This window comes from Streptomyces poonensis (assembly GCF_014650915.1).
Taxonomy (GTDB): Bacteria; Actinomycetota; Actinomycetes; order Streptomycetales; family Streptomycetaceae; genus Streptomyces; species Streptomyces poonensis.
Genome location: NZ_BMVW01000011.1, coordinates 97,567 through 118,430, shown reverse-complemented (window position 1 = coordinate 118,430; position 20,864 = coordinate 97,567). Strand labels below are relative to the sequence as shown.

The 20,864-nt window shown below is 71.1% G+C and carries 20 protein-coding genes and 1 tRNA gene; 15 read left to right on the top strand and 6 right to left on the bottom strand.

Annotation, left to right across the window (positions count from 1 at the left end; genetic code table 11):
• Positions 1–3 precede the first annotated feature (3 nt).
• Positions 4–849, bottom strand: coding sequence for a sigma-70 region 4 domain-containing protein (locus IE242_RS24675; protein WP_189862862.1), 846 nt, complete (start codon positions 847–849; stop codon positions 4–6).
• A gap of 456 nt (positions 850–1,305) precedes the next feature.
• Between IE242_RS24675 and IE242_RS24670 the strand changes: the two genes are divergently transcribed.
• The 12 genes from IE242_RS24670 (at position 1,306) to IE242_RS24615 (ending at position 12,536) form a co-directional block, all read left to right on the top strand.
• Positions 1,306–1,575: a DUF6284 family protein gene (locus IE242_RS24670; RefSeq protein WP_189862860.1), complete on the top strand. Its 270-nt coding sequence runs from the start codon at positions 1,306–1,308 to the stop codon at positions 1,573–1,575.
• A complete protein-coding gene (locus tag IE242_RS24665; RefSeq protein ID WP_189862858.1) occupies positions 1,572–2,018 on the top strand; it encodes a Pycsar system effector family protein in 447 nt (148 codons plus the stop codon). Before IE242_RS24670 ends, IE242_RS24665 begins: the two co-directional genes overlap by 4 nt.
• Positions 2,018–2,305 (top strand): DUF6303 family protein, encoded by a 288-nt coding sequence (locus IE242_RS24660; RefSeq protein ID WP_189862856.1) that lies wholly within the window; start codon positions 2,018–2,020, stop codon positions 2,303–2,305. The genes IE242_RS24665 and IE242_RS24660 overlap by 1 nt, the downstream gene beginning before the upstream one ends.
• Positions 2,302–3,309 carry a DUF2637 domain-containing protein gene (locus tag IE242_RS24655; RefSeq protein ID WP_189862854.1) on the top strand — a complete coding sequence of 336 codons (1,008 nt, stop codon included), beginning with the start codon at positions 2,302–2,304 and terminating at the stop codon, positions 3,307–3,309. Before IE242_RS24660 ends, IE242_RS24655 begins: the two co-directional genes overlap by 4 nt.
• A complete protein-coding gene (locus IE242_RS24650; protein ID WP_189862852.1) occupies positions 3,309–3,647 on the top strand; it encodes an RRQRL motif-containing zinc-binding protein in 339 nt (112 codons plus the stop codon). The genes IE242_RS24655 and IE242_RS24650 overlap by 1 nt, the downstream gene beginning before the upstream one ends.
• 78 nt (positions 3,648–3,725) lie before the next feature.
• The gene (locus IE242_RS24645; RefSeq protein WP_189862850.1) at positions 3,726–5,378 is read left to right on the top strand and encodes a hypothetical protein; all 1,653 of its coding nucleotides are present in this window, start codon (positions 3,726–3,728) and stop codon (positions 5,376–5,378) included.
• 1 nt (position 5,379) lies between these two features.
• The gene (locus tag IE242_RS24640) at positions 5,380–7,470 is read left to right on the top strand and encodes a hypothetical protein (protein ID WP_189862848.1); all 2,091 of its coding nucleotides are present in this window, start codon (positions 5,380–5,382) and stop codon (positions 7,468–7,470) included.
• Positions 7,471–7,661: 191 nt separating this feature from the next.
• A complete protein-coding gene (locus IE242_RS24635; RefSeq protein WP_189862846.1) occupies positions 7,662–8,150 on the top strand; it encodes a hypothetical protein in 489 nt (162 codons plus the stop codon).
• A 90-nt stretch (positions 8,151–8,240) separates the two neighbouring features.
• A complete protein-coding gene (locus tag IE242_RS24630) occupies positions 8,241–9,152 on the top strand; it encodes a bifunctional DNA primase/polymerase (protein WP_189862844.1) in 912 nt (303 codons plus the stop codon).
• A gap of 340 nt (positions 9,153–9,492) precedes the next feature.
• Positions 9,493–10,725, top strand: coding sequence for a DUF3631 domain-containing protein (locus tag IE242_RS24625; protein WP_189862842.1), 1,233 nt, complete (start codon positions 9,493–9,495; stop codon positions 10,723–10,725).
• 162 nt (positions 10,726–10,887) lie between these two features.
• Positions 10,888–11,079 carry a helix-turn-helix transcriptional regulator gene (locus IE242_RS24620; protein WP_189862839.1) on the top strand — a complete coding sequence of 64 codons (192 nt, stop codon included), beginning with the start codon at positions 10,888–10,890 and terminating at the stop codon, positions 11,077–11,079.
• Between the two features lie 65 nt (positions 11,080–11,144).
• Positions 11,145–12,536 (top strand): tyrosine-type recombinase/integrase, encoded by a 1,392-nt coding sequence (locus IE242_RS24615; RefSeq protein WP_189862837.1) that lies wholly within the window; start codon positions 11,145–11,147, stop codon positions 12,534–12,536.
• Between the two features lie 170 nt (positions 12,537–12,706).
• Here the strand turns inward: IE242_RS24615 and IE242_RS24610 are convergent, their stop codons facing one another.
• The 3 genes from IE242_RS24610 to IE242_RS24600 all read right to left on the bottom strand — a co-directional run bounded on the left by IE242_RS24610 (position 12,707) and on the right by IE242_RS24600 (position 15,565).
• Complete coding sequence (locus IE242_RS24610) at positions 12,707–13,372, bottom strand: maleylpyruvate isomerase family mycothiol-dependent enzyme (protein WP_189862835.1); 666 nt, start codon at positions 13,370–13,372, stop codon at positions 12,707–12,709.
• A 414-nt stretch (positions 13,373–13,786) separates the two neighbouring features.
• A tRNA-Ser gene (locus tag IE242_RS24605) sits at positions 13,787–13,871 on the bottom strand.
• 44 nt (positions 13,872–13,915) lie between these two features.
• Positions 13,916–15,565 (bottom strand): S1C family serine protease, encoded by a 1,650-nt coding sequence (locus tag IE242_RS24600; protein WP_189862834.1) that lies wholly within the window; start codon positions 15,563–15,565, stop codon positions 13,916–13,918.
• A 271-nt stretch (positions 15,566–15,836) separates the two neighbouring features.
• On the opposite strand from IE242_RS24600, the gene IE242_RS24595 reads away from it, so the two are divergent.
• The 3 genes from IE242_RS24595 (at position 15,837) to IE242_RS24585 (ending at position 18,797) form a co-directional block, all read left to right on the top strand.
• Complete coding sequence (locus IE242_RS24595) at positions 15,837–16,646, top strand: glycerophosphodiester phosphodiesterase (RefSeq protein WP_189862832.1); 810 nt, start codon at positions 15,837–15,839, stop codon at positions 16,644–16,646.
• A 303-nt stretch (positions 16,647–16,949) separates the two neighbouring features.
• Positions 16,950–17,579, top strand: a complete 630-nt coding sequence (locus tag IE242_RS24590; protein WP_189862830.1) for an ATP-binding protein — start codon at positions 16,950–16,952, stop codon at positions 17,577–17,579.
• A gap of 228 nt (positions 17,580–17,807) precedes the next feature.
• Entirely contained in the window at positions 17,808–18,797 is a 990-nt protein-coding gene (locus IE242_RS24585) for a DUF5926 family protein (protein WP_189862828.1), read from the top strand.
• Positions 18,798–19,052: 255 nt separating this feature from the next.
• Here IE242_RS24585 and IE242_RS24580 read toward each other — a convergent pair whose 3' ends face one another.
• Both IE242_RS24580 and IE242_RS24575 read right to left on the bottom strand, forming a co-directional pair.
• The gene (locus IE242_RS24580; RefSeq protein ID WP_189862826.1) at positions 19,053–19,826 is read right to left on the bottom strand and encodes a hypothetical protein; all 774 of its coding nucleotides are present in this window, start codon (positions 19,824–19,826) and stop codon (positions 19,053–19,055) included.
• Positions 19,827–19,952: 126 nt separating this feature from the next.
• Positions 19,953–20,621: a bifunctional DNA primase/polymerase gene (locus IE242_RS24575; protein WP_189862824.1), complete on the bottom strand. Its 669-nt coding sequence runs from the start codon at positions 20,619–20,621 to the stop codon at positions 19,953–19,955.
• Between the last annotated feature and the right edge of the window lie 243 nt (positions 20,622–20,864).

Here is a 20,864-nt window from a genome sequence, read left to right as displayed (position 1 = left end):
CTCTCAGCCCTCGTGTCGGTATAGGGGAGTGACGCGTCGACTCTCCAGCACTTCGAGCGTCTCCGAGTTGTAACGGCAGGAGATTAGGGTCGAGAAGCGGCGGGTCCGTACCTCCCTGTAGAGGTCTGCCAGGTTGTTCTCCAGGTAGTGCACGACTCCGTTCGCCCCGATCGCATGGATGCCGGCGATGTAGAGGAACGTTCCTTTCCCGTCCAGGCGGGGGAGACGTCCCAGGTAGCCGACGTCACCGGCCGATCCGTCCTCGTCCATGGGTGACCGGTACTCCTTCCCGGCCACCTGATCCACCAGGTGCCACGCCCGGTCCTTGGCAAACCGAAGGTTGTCGTCACCTTCGAGCACCTGCGCCACGATCGGGGACAGGCGGGGACCACAGATGACGACGTGATTGTCCCGGTTGAGGTTGACGATGCCGGTTGTCGGGATCACCTCGTACTGAGCGTCCAGCTTCATGCCGCCCAGCATCTTGCGCAGGTGCTCGAAGTTGTTCAGGTCCTCGCGGGTGACTACTTCGCTGGGGTGCTGGTCGGGCCCCTTGCCTGCTTCGTACTTACCGCCGAGCGACACCGTCACCAGATCCGTGCCGAAGAACGCCCGCTCCGGCGGGGGGCCGGCGGATGCGAGTTGGCCGACCCGGCCGCGGCTGACGCCGAGGCGCTTCGCGATCTCGGCCTGGGTCAAGCCCGATGCCTGAGCCTCTTCGATCGCTTCCCGGCGGACGCGGGACAGCTCATTCACGTGCCTCTGGTAGCGCGCCATCAGGTCGATCGCCGATTTGGCGCGGTCAACGGGGTCCGTGATCCCGGAGACCTTTTCCATGTCGTCGTTCACGACTCTCCCATCGTTGCCTAGGGGCCCTATCGACTCTATCGCCAGAGGGGGTTGCGCGCAGCCATGGGTTTGCCTACGGCACCTATCAGGCAAGACGGCAAGCCCCCCTAGGCAAGACGAAGTCGGGTGAGCCGTGGCTGCTTGACCAGCACGAATGCGCCCGGAGGAAAGCCCCCGCAGGGGTGAGTACGAAGGAAGCGTCGGTCCTTTGACAACTGAATGGGGATCACGCCGCCTCTCCTCGGCCAAGTAGGCGGCCACGCGGGCTCACCCCGCGTGAGGTACAGCGCAACCCAACCTCCGCAGCGATGCTGCGGCCGGTTGCCTCCGCCGCTCGTCTCGTACGAGCGGCGCCGAGGGGAGCCGGATGTCCCGACTTCAACGGCGCGCGGCTCCCGGGTGGCACCCCGGGAGCCGCTGTTCGGGCCGTTTCACCTGCTAGGGAGACCACGACCCATGGACCACATCGTCACTGTTCAGGACGCCGTTACCGCGTTCGCCGACTACATGGAGCCGACGGACGCGGAGCTGGACGCGATCGAGCGGGAGATGCCCGCGATACTCGCGAATGTCGAGCTGCTGGACGCTCAGATCGCCACCCTGGACCGCACCCCGAACGAGGTGGACGCGCGCCGCATCCGCCGAGCCCGCCGCCGGGCGCTGGCCGCGCGGGTCGCACTGATCAACCGCACCACCGGCACGAGCCAGCGCGGGGGTGCTGCATGAGCGCCACCGACCGGGACCTGATGACCGCGCACGCCGAGGTGAAGGCAGAGATCGCGCGGACCGACACCAAGACCGGGCTGCTGCTGGCGTTCGTCGGCGCGGTGCTGGCGGGTGCCTGGACGGTCGCCAAGGACGCACCCTTGAACCTTCCCGCCTACATCGCGGGCGGGTGCGGGATGGCGCTGCTGGTCGCGGCGGCCGGGCTGCTGCTGCGGTCGGTGCGGCCGAACCTGCGCGGCCGGCACGGCTTCCCTCTGTGGGCCACCCTCACCGCCGAGGAGATCACCGACGCCATGGCCGGGAGCCTGGCCGCCGACATCGCCGGACTCTCCCGGCTCGCGGTAGCCAAGTTCACCACCCTGCGCCGCGCGGTCGATCTCACCTGCGCGGGCGGTGCCCTGCTCATCCTCGCGGTGCTGCTCGCGCTGGGAGGTGCGGCCTGATGGCGACCGAGTTCACCGCGCAGATGTCGATGCACCGCGGCCGGTGGCGCCTGTACGTGGTGCTGCTGAACACCGTCGATCCGTGGCCGGAGTACGACTTCGGCCGCACGGCGCCGGTGCCCACGTTCACGGAACGCGTGAACGCGCTCACCGCGCTCGACTTCGGCCCGGTGCCGGGCGCTCAGTGGGCGTGGACCGAGGACAGCGACATACCTGACGACCCTGCCTCGCCGGTCTGCCTGATCGCCGCCGTGCGGGTGCGTTCACGGGCGGAGGTGGACGCGTGAACACCGATCACGTCCGTTCAGCCGAGCGCGCCCTGTCGGCCGGCACCTGGCTGATCGTCGCGGGTGCGATGTTGTACTCGATCCTCACCGTCACCCCCCTCGCCGCCCGGCACACCCCGGACGAGTGGGACTGGACGGCGCCGATTCTGCCTCTCGTGGTTGATGCCGCGGTGGTCATCGTGGTCCGCCTGGACGCCGTCCTCGCCCGGCTCGGCGGGCACGGCGGGAAGTGGCCCATCGTGCTGCGGTGGATGACCGGCGGCATGACCCTGGCACTGAACGTCGCGGACTCCGCGCTGAAGAGTGACCTGGTGGGCGTGGCCGTGCACGCGGTCGCGCCGCTGCTGCTGATCGTCACCGCGGAGACCGGACTCGCCTACCGGCGCGCCATCGCCGCCGCCGTCACCGCCCTGGACGAACAGCGCAGAGCGGAGCGGGAGGCACGCGAGCGGGCCGCGGCCGAGGAGCGGGAAGCCGCGGAGCGGCGGGCCCAGGAGGAGCGCGAGCACGCCGCCGCGCTCGCCCGTGAACAGCGCGAGCACGAAGCCCGCCTGGCCCGTGAACAGACCGAGCGGGAAGAGGCCGCGCGACGCGAGGAACGCGCCCAACGCGAGGCGCGGGAGCGGGCCGAGCGGGAGACGCATGAACGCGCCGAACGCGAGCGTGAACAGGCCCGGCTGGAGCGTGAACGCCGTGAACGCGCAGAGGCCGAACGGCGCGAGCGGGAACGACGTGAGCGCATCGAGCGTGAACGCCGTGAACACGCCGAGCGGGAGGCACGGGCCGAGCGTGAACGCGCCGCCCTGCTGGCCGCCGGACCGGCGGCCGAGAAGTTCCCGGAGGTCCGGGCGCGCGCGACGGTGCGGGCCGCGTTCGATGCCGGGCTGCCGGTGCGGGCCGCGGCCGAGCTGTGCGGCTGGTCGGTCGGGTGGGTCTCCGCTCGCTACGCCGACTACCGAGGGCCCGACACCGGCGGCGCTGAGCTGGCCATCGCGGGCCGGTAATGGCTTCCATCCCGGTCTACTCCTGGCGACTTGCGCCGGAGGGCTTGGCCACCCGTCGGCAGCTCCGTGCCCGCGGGCTGCGGCCCGGCGGACAGGACGTCGCCGCGCAGATTGAGCGTCCGCGGCGCTGCCGCGGCCCGCTGGTCGCCTACCTCTACTCGATCGAGCAGGCCAAGCCCGTCCGGCCCATGACCCCCGCGAAGTGGGCGGCGCTGACCAAGGCGAACGCCGCCCGCCGCACCTGCCCCGCCTGCCGACGGGATGCCGGATACGTCATCCCCACCTCACTCGGCACATGCGTGGCCTGCACCTACCCCGAAGAACAGCGCGCTGCCTGACCTCTGTCGACAGGCCCGGCCGATCACCTTCCACAGCATCCGGCCGGGCCCTACTCCCCGAAGAGGAGTGCACTCAGCATGACGGAACTCAGCACCGAGCCGGTAGCCGTCGCGGCTGCCCCTCCCGTACCGCCCCCGCCGCCGCCCGCACCGGCCGTAAAGACCTCGCCCGCGGCCGAGGTGGACCACACCCCGGGTGGCTGGCCCATCGTCCCGCTCGCCCTATCCGGGGCGAACACGACCGTGGGCATGGTCGCCGCCGCCTCCCTCGTTGGCGGCCCCATCGGCGCCATGGTCGCCGCGACCGGGGCCGTGGTCCTGGGCACGGTCGCCGCCACCCGCACCCCCAACCCGCGCCGCGAGGCCCGCCGGGAGGCGGCCCGCGCCGCCGGCCGGAGTGCCGTCCGCACCACAGCCCAGCGCAGCACCGGGGCGGGAGGAAACCGGACCGGCGGCCGATCATCCGCCTCCCACGCCAACCGGGCCGGTGGCCGGTCGCTCGCCTCCCGCGCAGGGTCCGGGGGACGGCCGGGCGGCATGCCGGGCCAGCAGCGCCGCGGTACCGGCTCCACCACCGCCCGCCACGCCAGCACCGGCACGGCCGGGAAGACCGGCGGCAAGAACACCGGTCACGGCACGTCCAAGCACACACCCGCCAAGGGTGTCGGTGGTAAGGCCCCGGGCCGGGTCGGGCAGGTCAAGGCGCTGCGGGCCGCGCAGCAGGCCGCGGCCGGGTCGCGGGCCGGACAGCGGGCGCAAACCACCGCCGCCCGCCGCGCGGTCGCCGACGCCCGCCGCACCGCCAAGACCCCGAACAGCACCGCCGCCACTAGCCGCGCCGGACACCGCGCCACACACCACACCGGGAATCGGTCCGGACTGACGGGCCGGATGCTCGGAAGCGCCGTACGCAAGGCCCGGACCGCGCGGGACAAGGCGATCGGCAAGAACCGCGCCGCCCGCGACAACAAGGCCCGCGCCACGGTCGACTCGCAGCGGGCGCAGGTACGTAAGGCCCCGGCCCGCCGAGCGGCGCGACAGGCCCTGCGCAGGTCCGCGGCCCACTACCAGGGGCGCCGCCTGCTGGCCGTGGTGCTCGCTCTGCCGCTGGGCCTGCTCGGCTGCCTGACCACCTGGTTCGGACGCAAGTTCGATATCTCGTGGCTGATGTATCCCGGCCGCCGCCTGTTCTGGCGGCTGGTCCGCACGGCGGCCGAGCAGCGCGCCGAGCGGGATGCGGCGATCCGGGCGAAGCAGCGCGCGGACGAGGCCGCCGCCGATGCGGAGGCCGCCGAAGACGGCACGGAAGGTATCGCGGACGGCGTGGAACGGCCCGCGACGAAGGTTCCCAGCAACACAACATCCGAGGTGAGTGGAGGAGAGCACGTGTCCGGTTTCCGGTTCGAAGAGGCCGCCGCCGAGATGGAGCAGGCCGCCAGCCAGTACGACCCCGAGAACGCCATGGAGATCCTCGCCATGGTCGAAGGGCTCCCGGCCGCGCTGACCAGCGTGGCCAACGTGATGAAGATCCTCGCCGAGCGCTCCGACAGCGAGTTCCCGCTGGAGAAGGAGGTCGCGGACGGCTTCAACGACATCTTCGGCGCGCTGATGAGCGCGGTCGCGGTCGCCGAGGACATGGGCCCGCTGTTCCGGCAGGCCCACGAGCAGGACATCGCCCGGCACGAGGACCCCCGCAACGGCACTGAGGCCGAGAAGGGCTGGAACGTCTGAGATGAGCAGCACCGCCACGAAGCAGCAGCCCAGTGGCCCGGTGCTGGACTGGGCGGCCGGTCACGGACCCGTGACCGGCGCCCTGTCCGCCACCACCGGAGCCTTCGCCGTCGCCACCACCGGCGCCGCCACCGCCATGCCCGCAGGCTGGGCGCTCGCCGTCGGCGCCGCCGGGGCCCTCGGGCACACCGTGGCCGGGCTGCGGGTGCGCAACGCCGGCCGCACCCTCGCCACCCGCGCCGCCTCCTGGCTGGTTGGCGCCGGATGGACCACCTGGGCCATCACCCATGGCCCGCTGACCTGGGCCGCGCTCGGCTCGCTGGCCGCTATCGGCGTCGGCATGGGCGCCGCTGCCCGCTCCGTCGCGCTGTATGAGGAGGCGCGGGAGGAGGAGGCCATTGCCGCGGAGGAGCGGCAGATCGCGCGGGAGCTGTCCGCGGAGCGGCGGGCCATTGCCGCGGAGTGGGTGGACCGCATCCAGCGGGTCTGCAGCATCACCATCCGCGTGGTCGGGGTGGAGAAGTGGGAGACCGGGGCGGGCTACTCGCTCGATGCGGAGCTGCCGCCGGGCGGCGCCACCTGGAACAAGATCGCGGCCGAGTCGGCGCGGCTGTCCGCGGACGCTCGGCTGCCGCACGGCTGCACCGCCACCGCCTCCCCCGGCATCGACCAAGGCCGCGTCATCATCGACGTGACCACCGCCAACGTGCTGGCCGAGGAGCGCACCTACCCCACCGACTACGGGCCGCTGTCCCTGCACACCGGCATCCCCTGGGGCTACCGCACCAACGCCGAGGAGATCCGGGCCTATCTGCGGGAACAGTGCGCACTCATCGTCGGCCCCACCGGCTCCGGTAAGACGAACCTGGTCCACTCGATCCTGGCCGGGTTCGCCCGCGCCGAGGACATGCTGACCTGGGTCATCGACCTCAACGCCGGGTCCGCCGGGTTGCCCTGGGTCCTTCCGGCACTGAACGGCGAGATCAAGCGCGAGGACGGCCAACCCGTCCGGCCCGGCATCGACTGGCTCGCCGGAACCTTCGACGAGGCCATGACCATGCTGGACACCGCCGTGAAGGTGGCCAAGCAGCGCAAGATGGGCTACCAGGACGTACTGGCCAAGGCGAACACGGACCTGCTGCCGATCAGCGCGAAGATTCCGCAGATCATGCTGGTCATCGATGAGGGGGCGGAGATTCTGGCCAGCCCGGACCGGCAGGTCCGCAAGCTGGGGGACAAGATTCTGGAAGTGATCCGGATCGCCCGGGCCATGGGCATCCGCACCGTCCTCACCGCCCTGGGCGCCACCGGCAGCGTGCTGAGCAACCTGATGATCCGCCGGGAGGCCAAGGTCCGCGTCGCCCTGACCGGCGGGGAGACGGAGGGCATGGACCTGTCCAAGATGTTCCCCGGCTCCCGCGGGCTGCGCGTCGATCAGGCCCCGTACAAGGGCGCCGGGTTCATGGGCACCCCGGAATCCCCGGCCGCGCTGTTCAAGGCGTGGCGCATCCTGCCCAACCAGATCCGGGAGATCATCGCCGCCACCTCCGACCGCCACCCCCGGCTGGACGACATCTCCGCCAAGGCCGCCGGGCCCGCCTACGCCCGCCGCTGGGATGCCGACCGCACCGCCTGGATGCGCGACCGCGTCCCCGGCGACGGCACCGCGGATGCCGCCGCGTCCGGGGCCGGGCTGAACCTGTCCGCGCTACGCGGCGAGCGGGCGGCAGAGCAGGGCTCGCCGGAAGACGAGATGCTGCGCCGCTTCCGCGAGCAGATCGATGCCCAGTTCGGCACCGCCCCCGAGCCGCGCACTCCCGCGGCCGACGCGCCGCCGGCCGCGGCCGAGGGGCTGAACCTGTCCGCGCTGCGCGGCGAAAAGCGGGAGCCGGGTCCGGCGTGGCTACCCACGGCGTTGGAGGCGATCAAGGCGACCGGGGCGGAGGGCATGAAGCCGTCCGCGGTCGCCGATTTGGTTGGCAAGGACCGCAAGACCGTCCGCGCCACCCTGCAGGCCGCGGTCGACCGGGGCGAGCTGGTCTACCGGGATAACGGCCCGCACTCGGTCTACGTCCACCCCGACCACGCCTGAACGCGCCTACGCAGCGTTACTGAGTAGTGGGTAGTGAGGAACGCCTCACTACCCACTAGAGGCCGCTACTGGGGCGCACACGGGCTGCGAACAGGCATCCCCCACTAGACACCCCACTACCCACTACCCAGTACGCCCCACTAGATCAGTCACCCACCGTCACTATGGCCTGTGATCGAAGGGACTCCGTTGTGCCTCCCGACACCCCGTACGAGATCACCACCGCCGACCGGCCGGGCGGCGATCGGCTCGCCCATCTGTCCGGCTGGGACCGGCCGCGGATGCTGCCCGAGGAGATCCCGCCCGGCGTCCAGGTGGTCACCCTGCCCGGCGGCATCCGCACCCTCGCCTACACCCAGCCCCCCGCCGCACCGGCCCCGCCGCCTACTCCGGCCGCGCAGCCGATTCCGGCGTGGGCCAAGACCACCGCCCTGCTCGCCCCAACCGTCGGGGGTGGCATCGCGGCTGCCTCCGTCGGCCTCTACTACGCCGCCCCGGGACTGATCGCCATGAGCCACGCCCTGTGGTCCGCCGTCGCCCTCATCGCCGCCGGCGTCATCGCCATCCCGCTCGTCCTGCGGGCCGCACGCCGCCCGACCGCCCCCGCGCAGATCACCCAGAACATCACCGCCAACGGCCTCTTCGGCCGCGCCAACGGAACGATCAACCACCACCGCTAGCAACGCCAAGGGCGGCCCCCAACCTCACGCCAATGAAACCGGGGCCGCCCTGACCATCCAGCACGCTCAATCGAACTGGAGACATCCAGCATGACCCATGACGCCCGATCCGCGCTGCTGCTCGCAGCGCTGGACGCCGCAGAGCGCGGCTGGCACGTCATCCCCCTGCGCCCCGGCGACAAGCGGCCCGCCGGGCACGCCGAGAAGTACTGCCCCGGTACCGACCGCTGCGCCGACGGCCACCGGACGCCCGAGCAGCGCGCCACCACTGACACCGAGCTGCTCGCCGCCGCATGGGCATTGCGGCCGTACAACGTCGGCATCGCCACCGGCCCGTCCGGGCTGCTCGTCATCGACCTGGACACACCCAAGCCCGAAGAGCCGAAAGGAACGCCTGACGGCGTCGCCAACTTCTCTGCGCTCTGCGAGCGCGCCGGACAGCCCGTCCCCGCCACCCGCCGGGTGCGGACCGCGCGCGGCGGTGAGCACCTGTACTTCGCCCAGCCACCCGGTCTCCGGCTGCACTCCACCGCCGGACGGCTGGCCGAGAAGGTCGACACCCGCGGCTGGGGCGGCTACGTCGTCGCCCCCGGCAGCATCACGCGAGACGGCACTTACACCGTCCTGGACGACCACAAGCCGGTCCCGCTGCCCGACTGGCTCTGCCACATGCTCAACGGTCGGCCGAAACGCCCGCGCCGAGCCATGGCGACTTCCATGAAGTGCCGCAGCGGATATGCCGGAGCAGCGCTGCGGGGCGAGGTGGACAACGTGGCCACCGCCGCTGACGGCACCCGCAACGCCACCCTGCTGCGAGCCGCACGCGCCCTGGGGCGGCTGATCGCGTCCGGCGACCTCGACCGCGGGGAGGTCGAGGAGGCTCTTAGTAGGGCGGCAGCGGGCAACGCCACCCAGTCTCAGCGCTACTACGACGACGTGATCACACGCGGCCTGGACTGGTCCATCGCCCACAACCCGACGGCCGGCGGGCGGGCAGCATGACCACTCCCCCGCCTACTAAGAGCCTCCCCACGACCTCTGCCCAGCCGCACGCCGCCGAACGGGCTGCGGCACGAGCGACCGTGGGCGAGCCGACAGGCGCCGCCCGCGAGGGCGTCCCTTCTGTCCCTCGCACTGACCCGTGCGGTGACGGCCGGTACCCCGTGGCGTGGCTACACATCAGCGCGCCCAGCGGTGCCGTGCCCACCGCCACCTCGAGGTGCCTCTGTGGCCGGGACCGCAGCGCCGTCGGCCGCCGCAAGGTGCTCGCCCTGATCACCGACCACACCGCCCACCGGGACACCTGCCCGCTCAGCGCCACTCAGGAAGGGAGGGCCGCCGCATGACCCCAACGTCTCTTGACGGGGCCGCGCTGCTCGATGAGGTGGAAGCCTTCCACCGCCGCTTCAACGTCTTCCCCACCGAGGCCGCGTACGTCGCCGTCGCCCTCTGGGATGCGCACGCCCACCTGATCGACTGCTTCGAGACCACGCCCCGGATCGCGTTCCTGTCCCCGGAGCCGGGCTCGGGCAAGTCCCGCGCGTTGGAGATCGTCGAGACGCTCACGCCCCGCCCGGTCGCCACGGTGTCCGCCTCCGCGAACGCCCTGTACCGGCTGGTCGACTCCGCCGAGGGACTGCCCACCGTCCTGTTCGACGAGGTGGACACCATCTTCGGCCCCAAGGCCGGGGTCGATGAGGCGCTGCGCGGCTTCCTGAACGCCGGGTACCGGCGCATCGGCGGTGCCCTGCGCTGCGTCGGAGAGGGCTCCAACCAGAACGCGCAGGTGTTCGGCTCGTACTGCGCCGTCGCCATGGCCGGGCTCGGCTCTCTGCCAGACACCGTGCTGACCCGCTCGGTGATCATCCGGATGCGCAAGCGCGCCCCGAACGAGAAGGTGGAGCCCTACCGGCAGCGCATCCACGAGAAGCAGGGCCACGCCCTGCGGGACCGGCTCGCCCAGTGGGCCGACACCGTTCGCGACCAGGTCGCGGGCGCCTGGCCGGAGATGCCCGAGGGCGTCACCGACCGGCCGGCGGACGTGTGGGAACCGCTCCTCGCCGTCGCGGACGCAGTCGGCGGGGACTGGCCCTCCCGCGCTCGCGCCGCCTGCGTGGACCTGATCAGCGCCGCCCACGACAACGACGAAGCCTCGCTCGGTGTCCGGCTGCTGACCGACCTGCGGGACACGGTGTTCTGCGGCGCCGATCGGATGCCCACCGCCGCCATCATCGAGTGCCTGCTGCGCATGGATGACGCCCCCTGGGGCGACCTGGACGACAAGCCGATCAGCTCCCGCAGCCTCGCCCGGCTGCTCGGCCAGTACGTCACCCCGGCCAACAAGCCGATCAAGCCGCGCGGCATCCGTACCCCCTCGGGCTTCCCCAAGGGCTACTACGCGGAAGACCTTACGGACGCCTGGACCCGGTACTGCCCTCCACCCCCCGGAGAATCCGCCACGTCCGCCACATCCGCCACACCGCAGGTCAGCGGGGGTGAATCCGTGGCGGATACCGCCACACCCATCCGCCACACGACTGCGGCAACCGCCACACGACTCACCGTCGCCGGATAGCCGCACCGGCCTCCGCAGTGCCGCCACACCGTCCGGGTGTGGCGGCACCTATCCGCCACATAACCGCTATCCGCCACACGATCAAGGCCCTGACCTGGGATGTGGCGGCGTGGCGGACGTGGCGGATCCCTCAGAAGAGAGACCGAAGCAAGGAGTGGCACCGTGGCCCGCCCCCAGATGCTGAAGCTGTCCGAAGTCCTCACCGAGATCCAGATGAGCCGCGCCGCCTTCTACCGCATGCGCGCTCGCGGCCAGGCTCCCCGCCTCCAGAAGCTCCCCAACGGCCAGCTCCGCGTCAGCCGCGCTGACCTGGACCAGTGGTGGGAGCGCTGCGGGGAGCGCGCCGCCGCCTGACTCGTCCCGTCCGTCCAACACCAAGAGGGGCCGCTGTCGGCGGCCCCTCTCCCATGAGGTGATCAGTGAAGAGCTACAACGTCCGTATCTGGGGAATCAGGCGCCGCGACAGTAAGGCGGCTCCCTTCCAGGTGCGGTGGACGGTTGCGGGCAAGGTCCATCAACAGCCGTTCGCCACCAAGACGCTCGCGGACGCACGCCGGGCGAAGCTGCTCACCGCGGCCCGTGCCGGCGAGGCGTTCGACGTGGCCACGGGACTACCCGCCTCGGAGCTCCGCGAGTCGACATCGCCCACGTGGTACGAGCACGCGTGCGCGTACGCGCTGATGAAGTGGCCACACGCATCGGCCAAGCATCGGGCGAGCATCGCCGAAGCCCTGACGGCTCTGACCATTGCATTGGTGTCCACGTCTCGTGGTGGACCGGAGCCGAGCGTGCTGCGAGGCGCGCTGGGAGCGTGGGCGTTCCGAGTGACGCGCACAGACGACGGCGAGCACAAGGCGCTGAAGGACGCCGGGGGCGAAGTCCCCGGTGAGGTGCGCCGCGCCCTCGATTGGGTCGCGGGCGTCTCGCTCAAGATGATTGACGTAGCCGAGTCGGACAACCTGCGCCGGGCCCTGACCGCGCTGTCACGACGGCTCGACGGCAAGCCGGCCGCTACCAACACCGTGCGGCGCAAGCGCATGGTCCTCAGCAACGCTCTGCGATACGCCGTCGAGCGCGACGTACTGCCGGCCAACCCCCTCGGACGCGTCGACTGGGCCGCGCCCGACACCACGGACGAAGTCGACTTCCAGTACGTGCCCGGTCCGCAGCAGGCTCGCGCGCTGCTGAACGCCGTGCGCGACGCCAGCGCCCGCGGTCGCCACCTTCACGCCTTCTTCGGCTGCCTGTACTACGCCGCCATGCGGCCGTCCGAGGTGGCCTCCCTGGCACGCCGGAATTGCAAGCTACCGGCGCAGGGCTGGGGGGAGTTGGTACTCACGCAGAGCCGCCCCGAGGTCGGCTCCGGGTGGACCGACGACGGCCGTTCCTTCGAGGAGCGCGGGTTGAAGCGGCGAGCCCGCAAGGCGACCCGCCCCGTACCCATTCCTCCCGTGCTCGTCTCGATGCTGCGGGCGCACCTCGAGGAGTTCGGCACGGCAGAGGACGGACGACTCTTCAGGGCCGCTCGTGGTGGCCGTGTCCGATCCACCGAGTACGCCGAGCTGTGGCAGAAGGCCCGGGAAGCGGCGCTCACCCCAGAGGAGGCGGAGACGCCACTCGCCGAGGTGCCCTACTCACTGCGGCACGCCGGCGTCTCCCTCTGGATCAAAGCCGGGGTCGACCCGGTAGAGGTGGCACGGCGGGCCGGGCACAGTCCGGCCGTCCTGTGGCGCTTCTACGCGAAGATCCTCCGCGGGCACCAGTCGGTGTCCAACCAAATGATCGATGCCGCCCTCGCAGACGGCGGCTGACCAGCCGTTATGGCGCCCACCGTCTGGCCACAGACGCTGATCGACGGTGGGCCAACGCGGGGCAGAGTGAGAGAGGCTAAACCCAGAAGGGGGACCATCCACGGCAGGTCGCCCCGGCATCGCCACAGCCACTGGGCCGGGGAGCCGGTCAGGACGCCCACGACAACAGATCACGCCGGCCCGCAGCGGCTGCGCAGCAGTTCCACACCGTCGCCGTCGAGGTCGTCGCAGTACATCTCGCGTCCGGTCATGGCCATCACCAATGCCAAGGTGGGGCCGGACACACGCGGTCCGGAACCGGTCGTGAACGGACCGTCATCCGCGACGAGCTTTAGTCCACCGATACGTCCCTTGGCAACAACCACGAGATCCGAGCCCCGGTAATACTCGGCCACCAGCGTGACGACCTCGATCGGATAGTCACGACGGAGGCCCAGGGGGCGCCGGATGTCTTCTCCGTGCACGATCGTCTCGCCCAGCATGGCGATGGCAGGCAAGGGAGGCTTGGTCTCGCTCGGGACGATATGCCGGAACAGCTCAAGGGTCTCAGCCGGAGTAGTGCCCAGCTGCTCGGCCAGCCGCATGGCCACCTGCTTGTCGAAGTCGAACCGGCAGCGGATCACTCCCGCCAGCCAGCGCACGGTGTTCAGGCTCGCACCCGCGGTGAGATGCGCCAGCACCTCACGTACCGTCAAACCGGAGCACAACGACGGCGTCGCCCACTGCTCGGCCGTCAGATCTCCAACATCGGCCGCCAGCGCCGCTCGCTCAGTGCGGATCAAGGGCCAGACCGCGGCTCCACGGCTACGGTCAGCTGTCAGCTTCGGATCAGTCATACGGGCAGGTCTCCTGTTACAGATCGTGGCCTCTATCTCCCCGTGCCGGACCAGGTGGGCGTCCGGCACGGGCGATCATGAGGAAGACTCCTGCTCCGGAGCAAAGTCATCGCTTGTGAGCGATCTTTCCTCCAGCACCCAAAGCCGAATTGCACGGGCCCCGCTTCCACGGTTGGCGTGACGGGTTCTGCAGCGCCTCCGCGGACGACAGTCGGTGTCCAACCAGATGATTGACGCCGCCCTCGCAGACGGCGGCTGACCAGCCGTTATGGCGCCCACCGTCTGGCCACAGCTTGGCCACACACGCTGGTCGACGGTGGGACAACGCGGGTCAGGGTGAGACAGGTTGAACGCAGAAGGGGTGTCCCTTAACGGGGGACACCCCTTCTGACCTGCTCTCATGCTGAGCTGCGGCGGTGGGTGTGGGATTCGAACCCACGGTGACTCGCGCCACGACGGTTTTCAAGACCGTTCCCTTAGGCCGCTCGGGCAACCCACCCCGCACACCCCGCGATTGCGGGGCGCGCGGGACAAGACTAACCGTTAGCTGTCGCCCTCGCGCTGGCCCAGGGTGACCTCGGCCGTGCTCGTCTTGCCGTCGCGGGTGTAGGTGAGGGTCACCTTGTCGCCGGGCTCGTGGGTCCAGATCTGGCCGATGAGGGTGGGACCACTGTCGATCGGGGTGTCGTCGAGCTTGGTGATGACGTCGCCCGACTGCAGGCCCGCCTTGTCCGCGGGGCCGCCCGGAGTGATCGATTCTGCACCGCCCTCGCCCTGGTCGGTGATCTTCGCACCGCCCGTTCCCTCCTCGAGGGAGACAGAGGCTCCGATCACCGGGTAGACCGGCTCGCCCGTCCTGATCAGCTGCTGGGCGACGTTCTTCGCCTGGTTGATCGGGATGGCGAAGCCCAGGCCGATCGAGCCCGCCTGGCCGGTGCCGCCGAGGCCGTTGCTCGCGGACTGGATCGCGGAGTTGATGCCGATCACATTGCCCTGCGCGTCCAGGAGCGGGCCGCCGGAGTTGCCGGGGTTGATCGAGGCGTCCGTCTGCAGGGCGCTCATGTACGACGCCTTGCTGCTGGAGCTGCCGTCGCTGGAGGCCACCGGGCGGTTCTTCGCGCTGATGATGCCCGTGGTCACCGTGTTCGACAGGCCGAAGGGGGCGCCGATCGCGATCGTCGAGTCGCCGACGGCCACCTTGTCGGAGTCGCCGAGGGTCAGGGGCTTCAGATCCGACGGGGCGTTCTTCAGCTTGATGACCGCCACGTCGTAGCCCTGCGCGTTGCCGACGACCTCGGCCTCGTACTTCTTGCCGTCGGGGAAGGTGGCGCTGAGCTGGCCGCCGTCGACGGCGCCCGCCACCACGTGGTTGTTGGTGACGATGTGGCCCTGCTTGTCGAAGACGAAGCCGGTGCCGGTGCCGCCCTCGCCGCTGCTGCTCTCGGCCTCGATGGTGACCGTGCTGGGCAGCGCCTTGCCGGCCACGGCGGCGACCGTGCCGGAGGCGCGCTTGAGGTCGCCGCCGCTCTGGGAGGCGGAGACCGTGGTGGAACCGCCGGCGCCGTCGTTGCGGTCGGCCAGCGTGTAGCCGATGCCGCCGCCGACCCCGCCCGCGACGAGGGCGGCCACGAGGATCGCGGCGAGCAGGCCGCCGCGCTTGCCGCGGGGCTTCGGGGTGGACTGCTGAGCGGCGGCTCCCCAGCCCGCCCCCGCCCCGGAACCGCCGCCGTCCGCGTACGACGGGGTGGCGGGCGGCGGAGGCGGCCAGCCGGCGTGGGCGGACGAGCCGAATTCCCCGGACGGCGATGCCGGCGGCGGAGCGGTGGAGGCCTCCGGAGAGGGCGCGTAACCCTGACCGCTCCGGGCGGTCTGCCCGCTGTCCGTCGCCTGACCGAGCTGGGCACTCCGGTCGCCCGCCGCCTGCCGGTCATGGCCGTGGCCGGTCCCGCCCTGGTCCGCGGCGGACGCGTACGCCGGTGCCACGGCGGGGACGGCGTCCTGCTGGGGAGCCGGCGGGGGGTTCAGCGGCATCGTCGGGTACGGACCCGCCGGGGTGCCCTGCTCGGCCGCGGCCGGAGCGGGGGCGTCGGTCCCGTGTGCCTGAGCAGGCTCGGAGGCAGAGGGAGATTCCACCGGCACAGGGGGTGCGGACGGGGCGGGAGGTACCGCGGTGCCCTCGTTCTCGGTGCTCACAGCTCTTCTCCTCGATCCACGGCGGTTGTTCTCAGTCGCATCCGGTCATGCTCAATCATGCTTCGACGGTCCGCGCCATGAAGCTGGGCTCTGTGCATGCGTACGTCTTGTGCTTTTGTATGCCGTCAGCTTTTCCCATGCACCGTCAGAGCACCATAAGCAGTGGCTGTGGGTACAGGGTCACTCTTTATGTCTGACCTGTCCGACAAATCTGATATCTCTCCGGACTCTCGCCCCGCTGCGCAGCCCTTCCCGATGGCACCATGACGCGGTGACCCACGCACGACAGCACCCGATCCAGGTCGTCGCCCACCGCGGTGCCTCCGAGGAGGCGCCCGAACACACCCTGGCCGCTTACAAGAAGGCGATCGAGGACGGTGCGGACGCCCTCGAGTGCGATGTGCGGCTGACCGCGGACGGCCATCTCGTCTGTGTGCACGACCGCCGCGTCAATCGCACCTCCAACGGCCGCGGCGCGGTCTCCGCGCTGGAGCTCGCCGAACTGGCCGCCCTCGACTTCGGCTCCTGGAAGAACCGAGAGGAGGCGCCCGACTGGGAGCACCGGCCCGAGGACCGGCAGGACACCTCCGTCCTCACCCTGGAACGCCTTCTCGAACTGGTCGGCGACGCGGGCCGCCCGGTGGAGCTCGCCATCGAGACCAAGCATCCGACGCGCTGGGCGGGCCAGGTGGAGGAGCGGCTGCTGGTCCTGCTGAAGCGGTTCGGCCTGGACTCCCCGGAGTCGCCCGACCGGTCCCGGGTACGGATCATGAGCTTCTCGGCGCGTTCGCTGCACCGCGTCCGGGCCGCGTCGCCGACGCTGCCCACGGTCCACCTGTCGCAGTTCGTCTCCCCCCGGCTGCGCGACGGACGGCTGCCTGCGGGTGTCCGGATCGCGGGCCCCTCGATCCGGATCGTGCGCAACCATCCCGCGTACATCCAGCGCCTGAAACAAGCCGGTCACCAGGTGCACGTGTGGACCGTGAACGAGCCACAGGACGTCGGCCTCTGTGTCGACCTGGGGATCGACGCCATCATCACCAACCGCCCGCGCGCGGTGCTGCGCCAGCTGGGCCGCTGAGCCGCTGAGCCACGACGGCTTCCGGCCGCCGATTGATCACCCGCCGGTCGCTCACCGGTCGCCCGTCGATCACCGGCTCACCGGTATGTGACCGGTGAGCCGGTCACATCATTCGCTCGCCGTACGGCCGAACCGCGACTTCCCGGAAAGCCACCGAGAAGCACTGAGAGGTACCGAGAAGCCACCGAAAAGCCACTGAGAAGCCCGGCAAAGCGCCCGTGAAACAACACAACGGCTCGCACACCGGGCCACGTCATTACGGGGAGTGCACCGGCGCGTTCAGCCCGTATTTGATCGTTACGAGTGCGTCAGCGGTCGGCGACTGGCCGGTTTCCAGTCCAGTCCAATGGGGCATTCACACCGTGGCGTGGGGCGAAGGAGGTCTCGGGGGTGGCGTTGGTGGTGGCACAGGAGGTGCCCACGTCGTCGAGCATGGCCGTACCCCATGGCCCTGCGGGCGTGGGTAAGGCGAGACACCGGATGCGTGATCAATTGCGCACTGGCGGTGTGGCTGAAACGGTCATCGACGATGCCGTATTGATCCTTTCCGAACTACTCAGCAACGCCTGCAAACACGGCAGGCCACTGGGCAACGCGCTGGCGGGCGACGGGGACGTACGCGCCGCATGGCGTGTGGACAGATCGGGGCGTCTCACCGTCGAGGTGACGGACGGGGGTGGTCCGACGAGCCCGGTTCCGTCCACGCCCTCGGTCACCGCGCGCGGCGGCCGTGGGCTGAACATCATCACGACGCTGGCCGAGGACTGGGGCGTCCGGAACGACGTCTGTGGCGAGGTCACGGTGTGGGTGGTCGTCCATGACGACGCCTACCGCACGCGTGGCCGCGACGACTTCACCTCCCGCGTGATGGCCCCGTCGGTGCCCGCGCTGCCCGACCTGGATTTCGCAGACGCGTTCGAGGACCTGAATTAGCGCCTCGAAGAGCCTCTCAGGTCCGATCCGCGGACGCGACATCCGTTAAGGACACGGCTTCCCGGCCGAAAAGCATTCGGCGCCCCGCGTGCCCGCGGTCGGTACGGCCCCGCGCGAACCACCTGTTCCGGGACGACTCGGTGCGTTGTCCACAGGGTCCCGTCGGTCGTCGTACGAGCGGCTAGGCTCGCGCCCGTACGAGACGAGCCGTAACCGGGAGACCCCACGATGGCCAAGAAGCGACCCCAGACGAAGGCCAGGAAGCCTCAGCCCACGAACGGGGCCGGTGCCGCAGGCGCCGATGGGCAGATTCCGGTCGTCGGCGCGCGCGAACCCTGCCCCTGCGGCAGCGGCCGCCGGTACAAGGCATGCCACGGCCGGGCCGCCGCGCAGGCGGCGACCGAACTGGTGCAGCGTCCCTTCGAGGACCTGCCGGGCGAGGGCGACTGGGTCGCGCTGCGCGAGCTGGTGCCCGCCGCGACCGTGGAGCTGAAGCTGCGGGACCCGCTGCCCGAGGGCGTCCCCTCGGTCACGCTCGCCACGGTGCTGCCCATGGCGTGGCCCGCGCTGCGCCGCGAGGACGGCTCGGTGCTGATCGGTCTGCAGAACGACACGGCGTCCGGCGACCTCAGCCGCGACCTCGCCGACACGCTCCAGCGCGCGCTCACCGCGAAGCCCGGCACTCCGGTGCAGGGCCGCCGCGCCCCGGTGGACGGTCCGCGACTGCAGGATCTGCTCGACCCCGAAGGCGCGTTCGAGCCAGTTGTGCACTCGGGCTTCGAATTCTGGGTGCCGGACGCGGAGAACGCGGCGCCGGACGTCACCGCGTCCCTGGAACGCGCCAACGCCGCGGCCATCCCGACCGTGAAGCTCAAGGGTGTCGACGCCGCCTACTGGTGCGAGACACCGGAGAAGAACCATCTGCGCTGGGTCATGCCGCACGCCGAGGAGAAGCTTCTGGACGCCCTGGCGCGGCTGCACGCGGCCGGGCAGTCGAACCTCGGCGAGGGTACGCGCCTGGTGGGTTCGTTCCGCGCGCACGGCCTCACGGTGCCGGTCTGGGACCTGCCGAGCGGTGTCGGCGCGGAGGACGTCGAGAAGCCGGCCGCCGAGTTCGCGGAGCGCCTCACCACCGCGCTGGCCTCGGACGCGCCGCTCACCGCGGACGAGCGCCGGGCGCGCGGTGGGCTGACCAACCGGCAGGTCACGCTCAGCTGACACACAGGGCGGGCGCTCCGTGTGCTGACCGACGGGTCAGCACACGGAGCGCCCGCGGAACGGGTGACTCCTGTCACAACTCGTCGTCCGTGCAGGGAAATCGCTGTCCGAATAGCCGAGATCGAATTTGCGAACCGCCGATCTCTTGTTACCGTTCGAGTAGCCCGGTTGCTGGTGCATCCCCCGTCGCCAGCAACCGGGTCTTTCCATGTGCGGATCCGGAACGCGGCCCGCTGTACGGGAGCGCTCCGGACGTCAACCGGCGTCTGATGAGGGGGAGTTGCTCCCGGCGCGCAGAAGCAGCGGTCCCGGGTCGGCGCCCGTCTTCCCCGTTCCGCTCTCGGGCCCGCTCCCGGGTACGGCGGCGAACTCGGCGACCGCCGTGTACGCCTCCAGCTCGCCGTCCGTGCGCTGCCTGGGCGTCTCGCACACCCCGGGCTCGTCCTGCGCTCCCACGGCGCAGTGCATGCGCACCGTGCGCCCGTCGGGGCTCATGAGGCTGAGCACGGAGCTGAGCTGCTTGCCCGTGGCATTGCGGTAGTAGGCGCGCGCCCAGGTCTCCCCGTCCTGCCGCAGCACACAGGTCTGCGCCTCGATGCCGTCGGGGGAGGACAGTTCGGAACCGCACCGGGCGGTGGTGGTGAGCTCCAGACTCTCCAGGTCCTCCAGACCGAACAGCCCGGGAGCCCCCGGACCGGCCGACGCGTCCTCGGTGCCCGGTCCGCCACCGTCTGCCGCCGCGGGAGCCGGCCCACCGGCGCCGCCCTCACCGCCGGGCGCGCCGGCCTCGCGTACGCCGTCGCCGTGCGCCTCGCCGTCCCGCGCCTCGCCGTCCCGCGCGTCGGCGTCGCGCGTGGCGGCGTCCCGCGCGCCGTCACCTCGCGTCGTGCCCTCGTCGGACCCGGCCTTCCCGCCGGTGGGTCCGGACATCTGATCGGCCGTGTGTCCCGTGTCGCCGACGGGTCCCGCGGACGCCACGGCCAGGGGGAGGGCGGCGACGGCCACCACGACGGCGGTCAGCGCCGCCAAGCGGCGCCGTCGGGAGTCCGGCCCGCCGTGCGGCGGCCACGAGGCCCGATGTCGCCCAGAGTGAAGGTGCATGAGCGGAAGATAACGACCCACAACGGACGCCCGGTCCCCGCGCGCCGGACATCCCTACATCTCGGGTGCGCTCACACCCGTACGAGTGAGGGCGTCCACCACCGCGTCGACGACCGCCTCCACGTCGGGCACCCACGGCGCCGCCGAGCCGGGCAGTGGCGCCCGCTCCCAGCGGACTTCACCGAGACCGGTGACGGAGGGGGGCAGCGCCAGATAGCCGCCCTCGCCGTGAAAACGCAGCGAGCCCGGCACGAAGTCCTTGGCGTACAGCAGGTCGCCCAGCTGCTCCATGGAGTACGGCGCCACGAGGATCGACCAGCGCGCGGGCGTGGCGACGACCGGGCCGAGGCGCATGCCCTTCTTCTCCAGGGTGGCGAGCGCACGGGCGGCCGCGAGGGCCGGCAGGCTCACCGCGCAGGGCGCCCTGCCCCCGGTCGCCAGGACGATGGGCGCCGCGGGACGGTTGGTCCACCACCAGCGCACCATGCGCTCGTCGGTGGTGGCCGCGAGCAGACCGGGGTCGAAGGGATGGGCTCCGGGCACCGGGCACTCCGCGTCCGGGCACGCGCAACGGGACCGGCTCTGCGGGTCCGGCGCCACGCCCGGGAGTACGGGCCACTGCCATTCGGCCGCGAATGTCAGGGCCTGCCGCACCGTCTCAGGCTTCCCGCCGTTTCGCCGCCTGGACAGGAGCCTGCGTCGCCTTCCGAGGATCTCGCGCATGAGCGCTCGTTCCTTTCCGTTGCACGCCTGGCAACACTGTGGTCCACATCACTGCATGAGTCGATCACTTCACTGTGCGTACCCGCTGGCGCATCACACCCCTGTCTTGGACAAGGGGGACCCCTATGGGCGGAGCGTCGGCTGCGTCCGCGCCCATACTGCGTCTATCAAAAGCGTGGGCATGGCGTGGGGGTGGCGACGCCTGGCGTTTTGCCGTCCCGCTATTGCTCGTCGCCTCCGCCA